The 17,539-nt window shown below is 54.5% G+C and carries 17 protein-coding genes and 1 tRNA gene; 13 read left to right on the plus strand and 5 right to left on the minus strand.

From position 1 onward, the window contains the following. The first annotated feature begins 481 nt into the window (after positions 1–481). The 13 genes from dnaX (at position 482) to GH659_RS11470 (ending at position 13,543) form a co-directional block, all read left to right on the plus strand. Complete coding sequence (gene dnaX, locus GH659_RS11410) at positions 482–2,212, plus strand: DNA polymerase III subunit gamma/tau (RefSeq protein ID WP_153111537.1); 1,731 nt, start codon at positions 482–484, stop codon at positions 2,210–2,212. Positions 2,213–2,228: 16 nt separating this feature from the next. Continuing rightward, positions 2,229–2,552: a YbaB/EbfC family nucleoid-associated protein gene (locus GH659_RS11415; protein WP_153111538.1), complete on the plus strand. Its 324-nt coding sequence runs from the start codon at positions 2,229–2,231 to the stop codon at positions 2,550–2,552. Beyond that, on the plus strand, positions 2,552–3,154 hold the full coding sequence (gene recR, locus GH659_RS11420) for a recombination mediator RecR (RefSeq protein ID WP_153111539.1): 603 nt from the start codon (positions 2,552–2,554) through the stop codon (positions 3,152–3,154). The genes GH659_RS11415 and recR overlap by 1 nt, the downstream gene beginning before the upstream one ends. Before the next feature lie 279 nt (positions 3,155–3,433). Further along, positions 3,434–4,048: a glutathione S-transferase N-terminal domain-containing protein gene (locus GH659_RS11425; protein ID WP_425499993.1), complete on the plus strand. Its 615-nt coding sequence runs from the start codon at positions 3,434–3,436 to the stop codon at positions 4,046–4,048. Positions 4,049–4,176: 128 nt separating this feature from the next. Then, positions 4,177–4,575 carry a ClpXP protease specificity-enhancing factor gene (locus GH659_RS11430; protein ID WP_246167822.1) on the plus strand — a complete coding sequence of 133 codons (399 nt, stop codon included), beginning with the start codon at positions 4,177–4,179 and terminating at the stop codon, positions 4,573–4,575. A gap of 408 nt (positions 4,576–4,983) precedes the next feature. Beyond that, positions 4,984–5,967, plus strand: coding sequence for a DNA-binding protein YbiB (gene ybiB, locus GH659_RS11435; RefSeq protein WP_153111541.1), 984 nt, complete (start codon positions 4,984–4,986; stop codon positions 5,965–5,967). Between the two features lie 128 nt (positions 5,968–6,095). After that, positions 6,096–6,857: a TerC family protein gene (locus GH659_RS11440; RefSeq protein ID WP_211364217.1), complete on the plus strand. Its 762-nt coding sequence runs from the start codon at positions 6,096–6,098 to the stop codon at positions 6,855–6,857. 30 nt (positions 6,858–6,887) lie between these two features. Further along, on the plus strand, positions 6,888–8,207 hold the full coding sequence (locus tag GH659_RS11445; protein WP_153111542.1) for a hemolysin family protein: 1,320 nt from the start codon (positions 6,888–6,890) through the stop codon (positions 8,205–8,207). Positions 8,208–8,275: 68 nt separating this feature from the next. Next, positions 8,276–8,680 (plus strand): DUF2721 domain-containing protein, encoded by a 405-nt coding sequence (locus GH659_RS11450; RefSeq protein ID WP_246167824.1) that lies wholly within the window; start codon positions 8,276–8,278, stop codon positions 8,678–8,680. Between the two features lie 44 nt (positions 8,681–8,724). After that, complete coding sequence (locus GH659_RS11455; protein ID WP_153111544.1) at positions 8,725–10,014, plus strand: NCS2 family permease; 1,290 nt, start codon at positions 8,725–8,727, stop codon at positions 10,012–10,014. A gap of 182 nt (positions 10,015–10,196) precedes the next feature. Next, positions 10,197–11,414, plus strand: coding sequence for a nitrate/nitrite transporter (locus GH659_RS11460; protein ID WP_153111545.1), 1,218 nt, complete (start codon positions 10,197–10,199; stop codon positions 11,412–11,414). A 51-nt stretch (positions 11,415–11,465) separates the two neighbouring features. Beyond that, a complete protein-coding gene (locus tag GH659_RS11465) occupies positions 11,466–13,148 on the plus strand; it encodes a bifunctional protein-serine/threonine kinase/phosphatase (protein ID WP_153111546.1) in 1,683 nt (560 codons plus the stop codon). A gap of 11 nt (positions 13,149–13,159) precedes the next feature. After that, entirely contained in the window at positions 13,160–13,543 is a 384-nt protein-coding gene (locus GH659_RS11470) for a sirohydrochlorin chelatase (protein ID WP_246167825.1), read from the plus strand. A gap of 3 nt (positions 13,544–13,546) precedes the next feature. Here GH659_RS11470 and GH659_RS11475 read toward each other — a convergent pair whose 3' ends face one another. The 5 genes from GH659_RS11475 to pheT form a co-directional block, all read right to left on the minus strand. After that, positions 13,547–14,302, minus strand: a complete 756-nt coding sequence (locus tag GH659_RS11475) for a fused MFS/spermidine synthase (protein WP_153111547.1) — start codon at positions 14,300–14,302, stop codon at positions 13,547–13,549. Between the two features lie 64 nt (positions 14,303–14,366). Then, a tRNA-Pro gene (locus GH659_RS11480) sits at positions 14,367–14,443 on the minus strand. A gap of 43 nt (positions 14,444–14,486) precedes the next feature. Beyond that, a complete protein-coding gene (locus GH659_RS11485; RefSeq protein ID WP_153111548.1) occupies positions 14,487–14,855 on the minus strand; it encodes a MerR family transcriptional regulator in 369 nt (122 codons plus the stop codon). After that, on the minus strand, positions 14,839–15,141 hold the full coding sequence (locus GH659_RS11490; RefSeq protein ID WP_153111549.1) for an integration host factor subunit alpha: 303 nt from the start codon (positions 15,139–15,141) through the stop codon (positions 14,839–14,841). Before GH659_RS11490 ends, GH659_RS11485 begins: the two co-directional genes overlap by 17 nt. 12 nt (positions 15,142–15,153) lie before the next feature. Continuing rightward, positions 15,154–17,529, minus strand: coding sequence for a phenylalanine--tRNA ligase subunit beta (gene pheT, locus GH659_RS11495; protein WP_153111550.1), 2,376 nt, complete (start codon positions 17,527–17,529; stop codon positions 15,154–15,156). Between the last annotated feature and the right edge of the window lie 10 nt (positions 17,530–17,539).

A 17,539-nucleotide genomic window follows, 5' to 3' on the forward strand; every position in this document is an offset into this window, starting at 1 on the left:
GTGTAAGTCGTTGATTTTTCAATTTCTTATTGGTTACCGGCAATAGGTAATTTGCGGTAATCAAAAAGGTAATATTTTTCTATCATATTGATTTGTAAGGATTCTTTTGTGAGGGATTATGACTCGTTAAAAGAGTAATCTGGTTACCTATCTATTACCTATAAATTACCTTTATGCAAATATCCCAACACCGCTCGGAACAAGGCTTTGCGCTGAATGTTGATCGACGTGTTACCAATGTTACCTTTTTCCGATGGCCGACTTTCTTTGACAAACGGCCTCGCGCATACGTGAGGCGTGCGCGTATTCACTGTTGTATCATTGCGCCTCTCAAATTCTTCCTCATGACGGTACATATGACGGTATCTGCACACCTCGAAAAGCCGAAAGCCCGTAGCGGCAAGCCGTGTGGCCTGCCGTTTATAATCGAGTGGGAGTAATCCGGTTCGCAAAGCGAATGAGCATGGGGGTTTAGGCGTCGATGACTTATCAAGTACTGGCACGCAAGTGGCGTCCGAGGACATTCGAGAGTCTTGTCGGACAGGAGCACGTTGTGCGCGCGTTGACGCATGCGTTGAACGAACAGCGCTTGCATCACGCCTACCTGTTTACCGGAACGCGTGGGGTCGGTAAAACGACACTGGCCCGGATCCTGGCTAAATCCCTCAACTGCGAGACAGGTATAACAGCCACGCCGTGCGGAAAGTGTTCTGCCTGTACCGAGATCGATGCCGGGCGCTTTGTTGACCTGCTTGAGGTTGATGCGGCGACAAACACAAGAGTCGATGAAATGCGGCAGCTTCTTGAAAATGCCGTGTATGCGCCGACGCGGGGCCGTTTCAAAGTGTATGTGATTGACGAAGTCCATATGCTTTCGAATTCGGCCTTCAATGCGATGCTGAAGACGCTTGAAGAGCCGCCGGAGCACGTCAAGTTCATCCTGGCGACAACGGATCCACAGAAAATTCCGGTTACCGTGCTTTCGCGTTGCCTGCAGTTCAACCTCAAGCAAATGACCCCACCGCTCATCGCGGCGCATCTCGAGCGAATTCTGAAAGTCGAATCGATCAGTGCCGAGCCCGGTGCACTCAATCTTTTGTCACGATCTGCCGCTGGCAGTATGCGCGACGCGCTGTCTCTTCTTGACCAGGCGATTGCCCACGGTTCTGGCCGGGTTGAAGAAGTCCTCGTCAGGGAAATGCTGGGCACGGTCGATCTCGATTACTTGTTTTCCATTCTCGATGCACTAATTGCCGGTGATGCGTCAGAAATGTTGCGCGTAGCCGATGACATGACGGTACGCAGCCTCTCTTTCGATGCCGCATTGCAGGAACTGGCGAGCTTGTTTACCCGCTTGCAGGTCGCGCAACTCGCACCAAAGGCGATTGCGGAAGATATTCCGGAGAGAGCGAAAATTCTGGAGGTCGCGTCAAAGTTCGATCCCGAATATGTACAGCTTGGTTATCAGATTGCTGTTCATGGTCGGAAGGAACTGCCTTTGGCTCCGGATGATCAATCGGGCTTCGTCATGACGCTTTTGCGTCTCTTTGCCTTCAGGCCCGCTGATGCCGCAATCAGCGACCGGGGGGTAAAAACGAATGCGATAGTCGGGATGGGGGCCAGACCTGCTGCTGACGCAAGTCGTTCGCCAACAACGCAGGGAAAAAGCTCGCAGACCCCGCCTCCCGATCAAAAGACTTCCCGTTTCGGCCAAGAGAGTCCAGCGGATTACGGCGGTACTTCAAGAGAACGAGCCGTCACGGAAGATGTTGAGGCCGAAGTTTCCCGTCCGTTGCCGGTGCCTGAGACCGATGCGTTTCCTGATGCAGCTCGAGAGGGGAAAGACTGGACCGAAATTATTTCGGTGTTGAACGTCGGCGGAATGGCGCGCGAGCTCGGGCAGCATTGCCAGTTAAAAACGCTAAACGAAACGCAAGTCGTGCTTAGTCTTGCGCCCGTTCATCGGCATCTGCAGATCAAGCCGGCGCAGGATAAATTGCAGCAGGCGCTTTCCGAATACTTTGGTCGATCGTTGCGACTGGTGATCGGGCTGGAAGAAATTTCTGGCGATACACCCGCTGCCGTTGCCCAGCGGCGACGGCAAGAGCGTCAGGACGAGGCCGTTGCATCGGTCGAGCAAGATCCTTTTGTGCGTGAAGTGATCGATATCTTTGATGCAACACTGATCGACTTATCCATTAAACCTGTTTAATTTACGTGAGGTAGACATGATTAAAGGCGGACTGGCCGGCTTGATGAAGCAAGCCCAGCAAATGCAGGAAAACATGAAAAAGGCCCAGGAGCAACTTGCACTGATTGAGGTTGAAGGTCAGTCCGGGGCTGGAATGGTCAAGGTTCAAATGACCTGCGGACACGAGGTTCGCCGCGTATCGATTGACGCGACCGTAATGGACGACAAGGAGATGCTCGAAGACCTGGTGGCGGCGGCGGTTAACGATGCGATGCGCCGTGTCGATGAGACAACAAAAGAGCGGATGGCAGGCTTTACTGCAGGGATGAATCTTCCGGCCGGCATGAAGCTGCCGTTCTGATGGCGTTACCGACAGGTCTTGATGCCCTGATCGAAGCGTTGCGCTGTCTGCCCGGGGTCGGCCCGAAATCAGCGCAGCGCATGGCCTATCATCTTCTGCAGCGAGATCGGCAAGGCGCTCAGCGTCTGGCCGATTCCATGCAGTATGCGCTGAATAATCTTCGCCATTGCCAGCGCTGTAACACCTTCACCGAAGCGGAGGTTTGCGAGCGATGTCTTTCGCCAAAACGTGATCACGGTCTGCTGTGCGTCGTTGAAACGCCGGTCGACATGAACATGATGGAGCAAACGCAAGCCTACTCGGGACTCTATTACGTTTTGATGGGACGTGTTTCACCATTGGACGGCGTCGGTCCGCGCGAATTGCAGCTTGAACGGTTGCTTGCCCGGGCAAGCGATGGCGTTGTCCGCGAGGTGATGTTGGCCACCAACTTTACCAACGAGGGCGAGGTGACGGCTCACTATCTGGGCGAAATGTTGAAAAGCCGTGGGATACGGGTCACGCGTATCGCTCGCGGTGTTCCCGTCGGTGGTGAACTTGAATATGTCGACCCGGGAACCTTGGCGCAAGCGGTTCGTGAGAGAAAAACTCTTACAGAATAAAGGCTTATTCTGTTTTCTTTGAATTTGGTGATCAAGGCCGCGTATAATCGCGGCTAATTTTTTCAAATTCGTTCCTGAGCGAGAACGAAGGCGCTTGCCGCAAGAGAAGGCCGTTGATGTCGGTGCTCTGCCAATTACGGGGAGATGCTCCGGTAATTGCCGAAGCAAGCTCATCGGAAGAGTGTTGGTCACGATTTAGTAATTACCTGTTATCAGGTTTCGGCGTTGCAACCTTGGATTTAGCAATCAGATTCGAGTAATCGTGTCGTCGACGTGTTTATTAGAGGGGTAGTGGATATGATGAATCTTTATTCGGGCACAACTTGCCCGTTGAGCCAGCGTTGCCGGATCGTTCTCTACGAAAAAGGCATGGATTTCGAAGTGATTGACGTCGACCTTTTCGCCAAGCCGGAAGATATTGCGGCGGTCAATCCTTATGGCCGGGTTCCGGTTCTGGTCGAGCGGGACCTGATCCTTTATGAGCCGAACATCATCAACGAATATATCGACGAGCGTTTTCCGCATCCGCAGTTGATGCCGCCGGATCCGATCATGCGCGCCCGTGCACGCCAGTTGCTGATCACAATGGAGCGCGAGGTCTTTTCCCATATCGACGCGCTTGAGAAGAACCTGAAGACGGCGGACAAGGCCCGTCAGACCATCCGCGACCGCTTGACCGAAATGGCGCCGGTGTTCGTCAAACAGAAGCACATGCTTGGCGAGGATTTCTCGATGCTTGATGTCGCCATCGCGCCGTTGCTGTGGCGTCTCGACCACTACGGCATTGAACTTCCGAAGTCGGCGGCTCCTCTGATGAAATACGCTGAGCGTATCTTTAGCCGCCAGGGCTTCATCGATGCGCTGACGCCGTCGGAAAAGGCGATGCGCCGGTAATCGGTGCCTCTTCGAATACCCGGTCTTCATGGCCGGGTATTTTCGGCCAAATCTGATTGTGATTTACTTCTTTGCCAGGGGTTGCCGTGACTAATCCGTCCGTGAGTTTGCCTTCGACCAAGCCGTACATGATTCGCGCCATCCACGAGTGGTGTTGCGACAACGGATTTACTCCCTATCTTGTCGCGGTTGCCGACGGACGGGCGCGCATCCCCCGTGAGCATGTGCGTGATGGACAGATTGTCCTTAATGTCAGTTACGATGCGACCGGCAGTTTGACGATTTCGAACGATTCCATTTCGTTCAAGGCAAGATTCAATGGCGCGGCGCGCGATATTTTTGTGCCAATTGGTGCCGTAGTCGCAATTTATGCCAAAGAGAACGGCGTCGGGATGGGCTTTGATCTGGAAGATGATGTGACGGAGAGCAATGAATCTGCTACCTCAGGTACAGACACAGAGCACGTCGAACCCGAGCCAACTGCTCCGGCACCGGCCGGCAGGCCAAAGCTCCAGCGAGTCAAGTAACCCCTGTTGTGAATGTCGAAGTGTGTCGGGTGTTTGTGGTTTTGCATTAGCATCGCGCCCGTCGCAAAAAGAAGTCCCTTCGTTAAGTGAAAAGATTCGTCGCCCGCTCATGAGGCGTTCCAATATTTTTCCGCACCAAAAGTAAGCACTTCCGCGTGTGCGATCTTGGCAGTCAATGCGCCAAGTCCTTGAAATGTCGGATTGGCACGCCTGTTGCTCATCCGCATTCTATCTGGCCATGACAAAGAAATTCTGCGTGGCACCAATTCGGTTTCGTTATGCCTGAATTCAGGAATCCCGTTGCTGGGGAATTCTGTCGGACCTTGCAGTGTCGACGTAAAGCCGAACCTTGAATTGTTGCCAATAGACGTGTGAAAACGATTGTCAGGCGGCAAACGCGGAGTAAGCATGAATTACGCACACTACATACGGGAACTTGGTCGTGGGAGCGAAGGCGCTCGCGACATGACGCTCGAAGAATCTCAACAGCTCTATGGGGCGATGCTCGATGGGGGGGTGCCTGACCTCGAATTGGGAGCTATCGTGACGGCCTTGCGCCTGAAGGGCGAAACCGTCGACGAGATGATCGGCTTCATGGCCGCGATCAACGAAAGGCAATATTCGTTGCGACCGCCCAAGGGACGCATCCGTCCCATTGTTATTCCGACCTATAACGGCTCGCGGCGTGGCTTGAATCTGACCCCGCTGCTGGCGTTGCTTCTCCGCCGCTTTGGAATTCCCGTCCTGATACACGGGTTGATTGAAGGGTATGGCCGGGTAACGACCGCCCAGATTCTGCGCGAATTCGATCAGATGCCATGCGTCAGCCGTCTTCAGGCCCAACAAGCATTGGACGATAATGGGCTGGCGTTTGTCCCTCTTTCGGTAATCTCGCCGGGACTTAACAGCCAACTGGCTCTGCGAAGCCGGCTTGGCTTGCGCAATAGCGCACATAGCCTCGTCAAGATGCTTGATCCATTTCGCGGTGAAGGGCTTTTGTTGGCAGCCGCCACGCACCCCGATTACATCAACTTGATGCGAGAAATCTGTAATGCGCTCGGAATGCGCGCATTGTTATCGCGCGCCACTGAAGGTGAGCCTTTTGCCAATCCGAAACGGCGCCCGCGTATCGAGTATTTGCACGATGGGGTTTCCGACGTGCTTTTCGAGGCTGAGCACGACAGTCTGAAAGCGCTTCCCAATTTGCTTGAGAATTGTGACGCGAAAGCGACGGCTGAGTGGATACGGAAAGTGCTGTCGGGGGAAATTGCGCTACCGTCGCCGCTGGCGAACCAGCTTGCCAGTTGCTTGTTTGCGAGCGGTTATGCGGATGATTTCAATCAGGCAAAGGCCATTGTTGCGGTGGAAGGCTCGGGTCTTACTGTTGTATAAGCTGCCGTTTCTCATTCTGATTGAAAATTACGCCGTACTTCTTGCGCCTCCTTTTGTCATGAAGGCCGTACTGCGGTCCCGCTATAATGGTGGGGTCGCGGCGTATGTCGCTCATCCGGAATAATAATATGGAGATTGCAGCGTTATTGTTTGACCCGTCTGCATGGGTTGCTTTCTTGACGCTTACCGCCCTGGAACTCGTCCTCGGCATCGATAACATCATTTTCATTTCAATTCTCGTCGATCGGCTCCCCGAAGACAAGCGCGACAAGGTGCGTAAAAGCGGCCTCTTTTTCGCGATGTTCATGCGGATCGGCCTGCTATTACTGCTCTCGTGGATCGTCGGCGCAAAAGAGCCTCTTTTCAGCGTTTTGGGGCGTGCCGTCGCGCCGCGCGATCTGATTCTGCTCGGTGGCGGGCTTTTCCTGCTTTGGAAAAGTACCCAGGAGATTCATCAGCTACTGGAAGGCGAAGAGGGAGGTGAACTCAGGGCCGTCAAGGCTACGGTGTTCTCGGTGATATCCCAGATTATCGTTATCGACCTCGTGTTTTCCCTCGATTCGATCATTACCGCCGTCGGAATGGTCGATAAGATTGCGGTCATGGTGATGGCCGTCGTAGCTTCCGTGGGATTGATGATGCTGTTTGCCAACAAGATTGGCCAGTTTGTCACCGATCATCCGACCATCAAGATGTTGGCGTTGTCGTTTCTGGTCGTTGTGGGCGTTACCTTGATTGTCGAGGGCTTTGGCCACCACGTACCGAAAGGGTATATCTATTTCGCCATGGGTTTTTCGTTGGCCGTGGAGATGCTAAATCTGCAAATGCATAAAAAGCGTCCCGTGCCGGTTCGCCTCCGTGAGCCTTATGGTCACAACATTCCGGACTGATTGGCCTTATTCGTTTTTGAGGAAGCCTCGATGGACTTGGTCCTGCTTGTTTTTCTGATTGTTCTCAATGGCCTGCTCGCCATGTCTGAAATGGCGATTGTGTCGGCCCGCAAAGCCAAATTGCAGAATCTGGCCGAGGATGGGAGTCCGGGAGCGAGAGCGGCGCTGGATTTGAGCAATGAACCTTCCGGCTTTTTGTCGACGATCCAGGTGGGAATCACAACGGTTGGAATCCTGAGTGGTGCGATCGGCGAAAATGCGCTGGTAACGCCGCTGTCTGCATGGCTGGGCGGTTTTTCCTTGCTCTCTCCCTACGCCAATGGGTTGTCCCTGACGGTCGTTGTGGTCGGTCTGACTTATTTCTCGGTTGTCGTTGGCGAATTGGTGCCCAAGCGTTTGGCGTTGCTCGCGCCGGAACTGATCGCCTCGCTCGCAGCACGGCCAATGAACGTGGTGGCGCGCCTGGCGCGCCCGTTGGTTTGGCTGTTGTCGTCGTCTTCCAGCCTCGTTCTGCGACTGATCGGTGCGCGTCGGCGAGAGGAGCCGCCGGTGACCAACGACGAGATTAATGTGCTGATGGAGCAGGGCGCCGAAGCCGGGGTATTCCACGAAAGCGAACAGGCCATCGTGTCGAATGTGCTCCGTCTTGACGAGCAGCGCATCGCGGCGATCATGACGCATCGCAACGATATCTATTCAATCGATCTTGGCGAACCAGAGAACGAAATTCGACGCCGCTTGTCAGATAGCCCGTTCACGCGGATCGTGGTTTGCCGTGACGGGCTTGAGCATATCGTCGGAATTCTGCGCACCGCGGATTTGCTCAAGCCGGCACTGACTGGCGAACAGCTTGATATCGAACCTTTCCTGCGCGCCCCGCTCTATGTCCCTGAGGGTGTTACTACAACCCACCTGCTGGAGAACTTCCGTAAATCGCGACAGCAATGTGCGTTGATTGTCGACGAGTACGGCGAATTGCAGGGTCTGGTAACGCTGACTGATGTGCTGACTTCGATTGTCGGTGATTTACCGTCTTTCGGTACGCCTGAAGAGCAGGATTTCGTCGAACGGGATGATGGTTCGTGGCTGATCGACGGTAGCGTCGCCATCGAACGCCTGAAGAGTGTCATGCAGATCGATGAGGAGTTGCCTGGCGAAGACGAGAATGCCTTCAATACCCTCGGCGGTCTGGTGATGTATGTTCTGGGCCGGATTCCTTCGGTAACGGATCGCTTTGATGCAGCGGGATGCCGCTTCGAGGTGGTTGATATGGACAAGAATCGGGTCGATAAGGTGTTGCTCGTCAGATTGACACCGCCGGCCGAAGAGTCCGGCGACGGGATAATTTAAATAGAAAGTTTTGCATGGATGCTGGTTTTTTCGTCGATTCGCAGTCGCATATTTCCGACATATCGAATGTGATCCGCCTGGCCGTTGCGCCGGTCTTTCTTCTGACCGCGATTGCCACGATGATCAACTCGATGAACACGCGTCTGGGGCGCATCATTGACCGGCGGCGTGTGATGCAGGAGCGGATCAAGAACTCAAGCGCTCCGCAGATGGATGAGCTGAAAGATGAAATGAAGACGCTGATTCATCGCAGTCGGCTGATCTATATGGCGATTCTTTTCGCGGTGTTGGCCGCCTTGCTGGTTTGCGTGGTGGTTGCGGGAGCTTTTGTCGGCGCCCTGATTTCCGTTGATTTGGCGAAATATGTCGCGGTGTCGTTTGTTCTCGCCATGAGTTCGATGATCGTTTCACTCAGCATGTTTCTGCGAGAGGTCTATTTAGGCGTCAGTTCCGGGGTGAATCTGAAGCGCTGATGCTGTATCGGCGTTCCCCGTTAATTCGAAATCCGGAGCGAAAGATGCTGGAGCGTTATTTCCAACTTTCCGAACACGGTACCAATGTGCGTACCGAGGTCATGGCGGGGCTGACAACCTTCCTCACCATGGCTTACATCATTTTCGTCAATCCGGATATTCTCTCCGCAGCCGGGATGCCGAAGGATTCCGTTTTTGTTGCGACCTGCCTGGCGGCAGCTCTCGGCTCCGGCATCATGGGTTTGTACGCAAACTACCCGATCGCCTTGGCGCCGGGCATGGGACTCAACGCCTATTTCGCATTTTCCGTTGTTCAGGGAATGGGCTTTACGTGGCAGGCGGCGCTCGGGGCGGTTTTCATTTCAGGAATTCTTTTCATCCTCGTCAGCCTGTTCAAGGTGCGCGAGGCCATCGTCAACTCGATTCCCCGCTCGCTCAAATTTGCCATCTCCGCCGGGATCGGTCTCTTTCTGGCCATCATTGGCCTCAAGAACGCCGGAATCATCACGGGGAACGCGGCAACGCTCGTTTCGCTCGGCGACCTGCATAATCCCGGAACCTTGCTGGCTGTCGCGGGTTTTATATTGATCGTTGCGCTTGAACAGCGCAAAGTTCCTGGCGCCATCATCATCGGCATTCTCTCGGTGACTGTTGTGTCCGTCGTCTTTGGATTGACGGCCTTTGGCGGCGTGGTTGCGCCCCCTCCATCGATTCTGCCAACGCTCTTCCAGATGGATATTGCCGGCGCCTTCCAAGCCGGGGTGATGACGGTCGTACTGACATTTTTCATGGTCGAGTTGTTCGATGCGTCGGGTACGCTGATCGGAGTGTGTCACCGCGCCGGACTGCTTGATGGCGAAGGTAAGCTTCCCCGTTTGAAGAAGGCGCTGCTTGCGGATTCGACCGCCATCGTCGCGGGGGCGATGATGGGGACCTCGTCGACGACCGCATATATCGAATCTGCGGCAGGTACCGCTGTTGGAGGACGAACCGGGCTGACTGCCGTTGTCGTTGCGCTACTGTTTCTTACGGCGCTGATTTTCGCCCCGCTCGCGGGAAGTGTTCCGGCGTTCGCCACAGCCCCGGCGTTATGCTATGTGGCGGTGTTGATGATTCGTGGCTTGGCCGAAATTGAATGGGATGATCTTACCGAAGCGGCGCCGGCGGTCGTGACCGCAATTACGATGCCTTTTACTTTTTCGATAGCACACGGCATCGCTTTTGGTTTTATTACCTATGCGGTGATCAAGATCCTGGCCGGACGGAGGCATGACCTAACGCCAATGGTCGCCGCCATCGCGGTGCTTTTTATTATGAAATTCGCTCTCCTGTGACAGGGATTGGGTGTCTGCACTTTTCCAGAGGATGAGGTAGAAGCACTTCTTCAGTGCGTTTTTCGCTTGTTACTCCTCACAAAGCCCGGAAATCGGCTCCTGTAAGTCGGCATAACTGTTGCTTAGTCTGTTTTAGTCTGCGCGAAGGGGTTCGTCCGGGGCGAAACGATCGTTGGCTTGAAATGTTCTCTGATAAAAATTTTCGCAAGGCGGGACATCGCCCGACGCTTTATGCCGCCTTTCTGTATTCCGATCTCGCCTTTATGGTCTGGGTCATGCTCGGCCCATTGGCCGTGCAAATTTCCGGCGAGCTCGGGCTGTCGCATGCGCAGAAGGGTTTGATGGTGGCGATGCCGGTGCTAACCGGGGCAGTCTTGCGGCTGATTATGGGTGTGCTGGTCGACCATCTCAAACCCAAAATGGCCGGTGCCATTGGGCAGATTGTTGTGATGTTGGCGCTTCTCGTCGCGTGGTTGTTTGGCGTCCGTGACTATGGACATACGTTGTTGCTGGGCGTTTTCCTTGGCGTAGCGGGCGCTTCTTTTGCCGTCGCACTTCCCCTTGCTTCGCGTTGGTATCCTCCCGAGTATCAAGGCCGCGCCCTCGGCATAGCGGCGGCGGGCCATTCGGGGACGGCAACTTCCGCTCTGGTTACACCGATGCTGGCCGCCGTGTATGGCTGGGAAAACGTGTTCGGGCTCGCACTGCTACCGCTGCTCGTTGTTTTCGTTTTCTACCTGGCCGTAGCCAAGGATGCACCAGAATGTCCGCCGCCCAAGTCGTTGACCGAGTATCTCAAGGTGCTGAAAGACAAGGATGCGTGGTGGTTCATGTTTTTTTACCTCGTCACCTTCGGCGGTTATGTCGGCCTGACATCTTCGCTGAGCATTTATTTCAACACCCAATATGACCTCGATCCAAAAATGGCCGGGCTTTATACCGCTGCCTGCGTGTTGGTTGGATCGATGGCACGACCGATTGGTGGCAGCGTTGCCGATCGGGTCGGCGGAATTCGCAGCCTTTCCGTGGTGTATGTCGTTGCCGCCCTTTTTTTGGCCATCGCGAGTTTTTCGTTGCCCGGCGCATGGATGGCGCTGACGGTGTTTATGGTCGCGATGGTGGCTCTCGGAATGGGCAATGGGGCGGTCTTTCAGCTTGTACCCCAACGCTTTCGCAAAGAGATCGGCGTTATGACCGGGTTGGTCGGAATGGCCGGCGGCTTGGGTGGCTTTTATCTCGCGTACTCGCTTGGCTATGTTCGGCAAATGACGGGAAGCTACCGGATCGGTTTGTTGGTCTTTTCCGTTCTTGCCCTGTTGGCGCTTGCCGGTCTATCGGGCGTCAAGACTCGCTGGCGTACCACTTGGGGAGCTTCCCACCTGACGGCCGCAAAGATTTGAAGAAAAACATTCAGGTCAGTTTTCCATTTTTTGACATTGGAGTTCCCCAAGATGCCGCTCAAGGTAGCCATTGGCCATTCCTCCTTAACCGGACCACGCGAGCGAAATGAAGATTTCTGCGGCATCGTTACTCCCGAAGGAGTAGAGCTTGAGAATAAGGGGCTGATTGCCGCCGTTGCCGATGGAATCGGTGGCCATCGAGGGGGGCGCGAAGCGGCTGAATACACCGTCAGGGGCTTGCTCGCGGATTACTACGCGACGCCGGATACGTGGAGCGTGCAGCGAGCGCTGGAGAAGGTGTTGGTGCCGCTGAATCGGTGGATCATGACGGAAGCCAGTCGGCAGGCTGACCTTGCCGGGATGGCGACGACACTCACCGTTCTTGTCTTGCGCGGGCGACGTTTTATCAGCGCTCATGTGGGTGACACTCGGCTGTATTTGCTGCGTGGCGGCACGCTGACGCAATTGACGACCGATCACGTCTGGGAGCACCCGGAACTCAAGAATGTACTTTCCCGTGCCGTCGGTCTGGATCGACGCTTCATGCTCGACTTCTTTGACGATGAAATGGAGGAGGGCGATTGCTTTTTGCTGTGTTCCGATGGCGTTTGGGGGGCGCTTGGCGACCGGAGAATGCGTGAGTGCCTGCTTGAGCATCCCGACGCCCAGGAAGCGGCCAGTGCCTTGGTCGGTCTGGCGCTCTCATCCGGCGGGCAGGACAACGCAAGTGCCGTTGTCGCCAGGATCGAGAAACTTCCATCCAAAAGCCTGCGTGATTCGCTTGAAGGGATCGCTCGTCTGCCCGTTCCACCGCGATTTAAGCCTGGGCAAGTGATCGATGGTTTACGCATCGAAGAAATTGTGCACGACTCTCGTGCGACGTTGCTCTATAAAGTGACGGATCAGGAATCCGGACAGACCCTGGTCATGAAAACCCTTTGCCCGGAAATGGCGGAGGATGCCGATGAAATCAAGGCGCTCATCATGGAGGAGTGGAGAGCGCGACGCATCGTTTCGCCATTTTTTGCCCAGATTATTCCGGCCGATCGGCGCAGTTGTCTCTACTACCTCCAGGCGTGGTATGAAGGGTCGACGCTGCAGCGCATGCTGGATAGCGATGTTTATTTTCCGGTTGCCGATGTGGTGCAGCACGGAATTCGTTTGATGCGAGGCTTGTCCGTCCTGCACCGCTTGGGTATTGCGCATCGCGACATAAAACCGGCCAACATCCATCTGGGGCAGGATGGCAACCTGCGGATTCTGGATCTGGGTGTTGCGGTCAGTCACTCAGAAGAGCAGGAGTGTCCGGGCAGCCCCGGGACGCCAAGCTACATGGCGCCCGAACTGCTCTCCGGCGTCCAAGCCAAGGTGCCTCATGATCTCTATGCGGCTGGTGTTGCGCTCTACCATCTTTTAACCCGTAAATATCCTTACGGAGAAATAGAGCCTTTTCAAAAGCCGCGCTTTGGAGAACCGGTCGCGCCCACACGTTATCGCCCGGATATTCCGGGGTGGCTTGAGAATGTCCTGCTCAAGGCGGTCGCGAAGGATCCTGCCCAGCGATTTTCATCGGCCGAGGAGTTTCTGAATGCCCTCGAATGCGGTGCCAACCGCCGGATTACCAGACCGCGCGCCACTCCGATTGCAATGCGTAATCCAACCCGAACGTGGCGCATGGTCGCCGCTGTATCGCTGGTTGTGAATCTGATATTTTTGTTGATTCTTGTTCGTTAGGAAGGGATTTAATGATGACTGATGCATCTAAAACCGCGCTGATTCTATTCGCGCATGGCTCCCGTGACCCGGAGTGGGCATCAACCCTGAAACGTGTCAGCGCGGCCGTAGAAGCGCAAGCTCCCCGGTTGCTGCTTAAACTCGCCTTTCTCGAACTGATGCCGCCCACTTTACGCGAGAGTTGTGAAGCCCTGATTGCCGACGGCGCGGAGCGCATCATCGTTTTACCGATGTTCATTGCTCAAGGAGGGCACCTTAAACAGGACTTGCCCGAGCAACTTGATGAATTGCGTGCTCTTTATCCACACATCAATTTTGAACAGGAACCTCCAGTTGGCGAGGCCGAAACGGTCATCCAAGCCATGGCGGCACACGTATTGGCGTTGGCGAAGTAAGCGCTAAATAACCAGGCAATCCATCATCAGCCGGCCGGAAGTCTGGAGACGGGGGAGCGTCGGAAGCAGGTTCAATCCTGTTTTGTCACGTAGTGTCCTGGCTCGGTTGACCAGTTCATCAAAAGCTACGTCGACGGTGTCGCCCCCCGTGGCAAAAGCGATAGCGTTGCCGCTGTCGCACGAGGGAAATACAACGGCGCGCCCGTCGAAGGCATCAGTGATCCTTTCCTTGCTTGCCACGAATCCGCGGCTACGTCCAAGCAGGTTGACCGCCATCAAGCCGTTATGCGTCAGTCTGGATCGACAAGCCTGATAGAAAGGCAGTGTGTCCAGCGTGCCGGCACGGCCATTTTTATCAAATCCGTCTATCAGTATGTAATCGAAGCTCTTGCCGCCGGCGAGCATGAAATCCGCCCCATCGCCAATGATGATTCGGAGACGATGTGGGTCGTCAGGCAGATTAAAGTGCAAGCGAGCAATGATTTCGACCTGAGGATCAATCTCGATAACCGTGATTCTGGTTTCTGGAAACTCATGGTAAATGAACTTCGCGAGCGATCCTGCGCCGAGACCAACCAGCAGCGCTTCGCGAGGCCAAGGGGCGTCACGCATTAACAACCCCGCCATCATCTCGCGTGTGTAGGCAAGCTCGAGAGCGTTTGGCCGCTGTATGCGCATCGCCCCTTGTATGAATCTCTCGCTGAAATTCAGATAGCGTATGCCGGCTTCTTCGCTGATGTCGATCTGGTTCTTTGCCATTAATTTTCAAGTTCAGATACAAGAACGGCCACACGATGTGTGGCCGTTCTTGTATAACTAAATTTGGTCGGGGCGGCGGGATTCGAACTCGCGACCCCTTGCACCCCATGCAAGTGCGCTACCAGGCTGCGCTACGCCCCGACGAAGCTCAATATTATAATCTACTTTTATTGCTTGTGTTGATTTAGTGTTGAAGAATTTCCACAATCTTTAGCAACTCGTTTTTCAGCGTTTCGAGCGATATTTCTTGGGACGAGCCGCTAGCCTGGCGAGTAGACTCATCCAATCGGTTTCTGGCCCCGTGTATCGTAAACCCCTGATTGTAAAGAAGTTCACGTATTCTTCTGACCAGCAATACTTCATGGTGTTGATAATAGCGACGGTTGCCGCGCCGTTTTACCGGCTTAAGCTGGGAGAACTCCTGCTCCCAGTATCGCAGAACGTGCGGTTTGACCCCGCAAAGTTCGCTGACTTCGCCAATAGTGAAATAGCGCTTTGCCGGAATAGGGGGGAGCGGCTGCTCTTTTGCAGAATCGTTAGAGTTTTGTTCCATTATAGTAGAGTTCCACTTCTCCCTTTAGCTTTTGGCTAGCATGAAAGGTTACAACGCGACGAGCCGTGATGGGAATTTCTTCTCCTGTCTTGGGGTTACGTCCGGGGCGTTGTGGTTTGTCGCGTAGCTGGAAATTACCGAAGCCCGAAAGCTTTACGCTATCGCCTTGCTCAAGCGTGTTGCGAATTTCTTCGAAAAAAGCCTCAACCATATCCTTGGCCTCGCGTTTGTTGAGGCCAACCTTCTCAAACAATAGATCGGCAAGCTCTGCTTTTGTAAGCGTCATGTTGTTATCCTGTTAGACGCGAAGGTTTGCATCGAAGGTATTTTGCAAGAATACGACCATGTTTTTTAGCGTGTCATCAACTTCAGCTTCTTGCAAAGTCCTTTGAGTATCTTGCATAACTATGCGAAGCGCAAGGCTTTTTTTCCCTGCTTCGATCCCTTTGCCAGCATAAACATCAAACAATCTGATCTCCTGAACATGGCTGGGGCGGTTTTCATTCAGTGCGTCCAGAAGGCTCTGGATTGCGATTTTATGATCTACGACAACGGCCAAATCGCGGATAGCAGGGGGTTGCCGCGAGACCTCAACATAAGTTGGCAGTTTTGCAAGTTTTACTGCTTCGAGATCAACTTCGAAGATGACGGGCGCAGACGGTAGGTCGTATTTTTGTTGCCATTCCGGATGAAGTTCGCCCACGAAGCCGACAGTTTTTCCTTGAAGGGTGACTTTTGCGCTTCGTCCTGGATGAAGAGCCGGGTGGCTGAATTTCTCAAAGCGGATCAAGGCGGGAGCCATTAACAACTCGAGTTCGCCCTTGATGTCGTAAAAGTCGACGTTACGGTCTATGACCCCCCACTGTTCCGGAAGGGCCGGCCCATAGGCAAGTGCGGCCAGCTTCCATGGCTGCCGGAAACCCTCAACCGGCGCTCCGGCGGGGTCCCTGAAAAAACAACGGCCGGTCTCGAAGAGACGTACGCGAGTCTGCTTTCGTTTAAGGTTCGTAACGACATTTGAAATTAATCCGCCGATCAGTGTTGAGCGCATTACGCTCATGTGGCTGGCAATCGGGTTGGCGAGACGGATGGCGGATGTGTTGCCGGAGAAATCGTCCTCCCAAGAGGCGTCAATGAAGGCGTAATTAATGACTTCCTGGAAGCCGCGGTCAGCCAGAGCCTGTCTAATACGGGGCAGCGGACGAGTATCCTCGGTTTGCGGAAGCATTGTGAGTGCTGCGCGCGGGGAGACCGCCTGAATGTTGTCATAGCCATGGAGGCGGGCGATTTCCTCGATCAGATCTTCTTCGATTTCAATATCAAAGCGATAGCTCGGCGGCGTTACGACAAAATCGCCTTCGTCGCGAACGAAGGGTAGCCCCAGCCGGGCGAAAAAATCCCCGATTTGTTCAGATGAGAAGGGGACTCCTAGTACCTTTACGACGCGCGACGTGCGCAGAGAAACTGGGGGGCGTACTGGAAGCTGTTCTTTGGCTTCGGTGATTGGACCTGCGTTGCCGCCGCAAATTTCAATTATGAGTTGCGTAGCTCGCTCAAGCGCCTGGCGTGTTCCTCCAAAGTCGACACCACGTTCGAATCGGTGCGAGGCGTCGGAGCCAAATCCATAACGCCGCGCGCGCCCTGCGATAGCCTTCGGGGCAAAGAAGGCCGATTCCAGAAATACTTCGGTTGTGTCAAGGTTGATGCCGGTGTCCTCGCCACCCATGATGCCCGCCATGGCCAATGGTCTTTTGTCGTCGGCAATCAAAAGAACATCAGCTTGCAGGCCGAGAGTTTGCTCGTTAAGCAGTTGAATTTGCTCTCCAGGTTCGGCGAGTCGAGCGTGAATTGCACCTGCCAATTTGGCGTTGTCGAATGCATGGAGGGGTTGGCCGAGTTCAAGCATCACATAGTTTGTGATATCGACAAGCGCGGAGATTGAGCGAATGCCGCTACGCTCAAGCCGACGTTTCATCCACTCGGGAGTGCTGGCCTTGGCATTGACGCCCGACACAATCCGGCCGCAGTACAGCGGACAGGCCTCGGGAGCTTCGAGAATTATCTCGCGCTTTGCGTCGATGGTGACTTTTGTGCTTTGGGCTTCGGGGTGATGCGCCTCTGCGCCGGTGAGTGCCGAAACTTCCCGGGCAATGCCGGTGAGCGATAGGCAATCAGCCCGGTTGGGGGTTAATTTCAACGTGAGCAGGCGGTCATTCAGGTCGAGGAATGAGCGGATGTCCAGACCAATCGACGCATCCGCGGGGAGTATCAAAAGCCCCGATGCTTCTTCGGCAATACCAAGTTCCTTTGCCGAGCAAAGCATTCCGGACGATTCGATGCCACGCACCTTTGCGACCTTGATGGTGAAGTTCCCCGGCAGTTTGGCACCTGGAAGTGCGCATGGCACTTTCAGGCCGGCGGCGACATTGGGGGCGCCACAGACAATCTGGAGCGGCTCATTTTGTCCTGCATCAACTCGACAAACGTTTAGCCGGTCCGCATCTGGGTGTTTATTGACTTCAAGGACCTGCGCAATAACGACGTTGTCAAACGCCGGCGCGACAGTGCTTTCTTCTTCAACCTCAAGTCCTGCCATCGTCAGGAGGTGAGAGAGTTCGTCGCCGGTAATGTTGGGGTTTACAAAGCTGCGAAGCCAAGATTCAGAGAATTTCATGGATGATCCG

The sequence above is a fragment of the Propionivibrio limicola genome, from assembly GCF_009469695.1.
Taxonomy (GTDB): domain Bacteria; phylum Pseudomonadota; class Gammaproteobacteria; order Burkholderiales; family Rhodocyclaceae; genus Propionivibrio; species Propionivibrio limicola.

Excerpts from the sequence above, each read along its gene's own strand:
- dnaX (WP_153111537.1), top strand. The coding sequence starts at position 482 with ATGACTTATCAAGTACTGGCACGCAAGTGGCGTCCGAGGACATTCGAG.
- GH659_RS11415 (WP_153111538.1), top strand. The coding sequence starts at position 2,229 with ATGATTAAAGGCGGACTGGCCGGCTTGATGAAGCAAGCCCAGCAAATG.
- recR (WP_153111539.1), top strand. The coding sequence starts at position 2,552 with ATGGCGTTACCGACAGGTCTTGATGCCCTGATCGAAGCGTTGCGCTGT.
- GH659_RS11430 (WP_246167822.1), top strand. The coding sequence starts at position 4,177 with ATGATTCGCGCCATCCACGAGTGGTGTTGCGACAACGGATTTACTCCC.
- ybiB (WP_153111541.1), top strand. The coding sequence starts at position 4,984 with ATGAATTACGCACACTACATACGGGAACTTGGTCGTGGGAGCGAAGGC.
- GH659_RS11440 (WP_211364217.1), top strand. The coding sequence starts at position 6,096 with ATGGAGATTGCAGCGTTATTGTTTGACCCGTCTGCATGGGTTGCTTTC.
- GH659_RS11445 (WP_153111542.1), top strand. The coding sequence starts at position 6,888 with ATGGACTTGGTCCTGCTTGTTTTTCTGATTGTTCTCAATGGCCTGCTC.
- GH659_RS11455 (WP_153111544.1), top strand. The coding sequence starts at position 8,725 with ATGCTGGAGCGTTATTTCCAACTTTCCGAACACGGTACCAATGTGCGT.
- GH659_RS11460 (WP_153111545.1), top strand. The coding sequence starts at position 10,197 with ATGTTCTCTGATAAAAATTTTCGCAAGGCGGGACATCGCCCGACGCTT.
- GH659_RS11465 (WP_153111546.1), top strand. The coding sequence starts at position 11,466 with ATGCCGCTCAAGGTAGCCATTGGCCATTCCTCCTTAACCGGACCACGC.
- GH659_RS11470 (WP_246167825.1), top strand. The coding sequence starts at position 13,160 with ATGATGACTGATGCATCTAAAACCGCGCTGATTCTATTCGCGCATGGC.
- GH659_RS11475 (WP_153111547.1), bottom strand. The coding sequence starts at position 14,302 with ATGGCAAAGAACCAGATCGACATCAGCGAAGAAGCCGGCATACGCTAT.
- GH659_RS11485 (WP_153111548.1), bottom strand. The coding sequence starts at position 14,855 with ATGGAACAAAACTCTAACGATTCTGCAAAAGAGCAGCCGCTCCCCCCT.
- GH659_RS11490 (WP_153111549.1), bottom strand. The coding sequence starts at position 15,141 with ATGACGCTTACAAAAGCAGAGCTTGCCGATCTATTGTTTGAGAAGGTT.
- pheT (WP_153111550.1), bottom strand. The coding sequence starts at position 17,529 with ATGAAATTCTCTGAATCTTGGCTTCGCAGCTTTGTAAACCCCAACATT.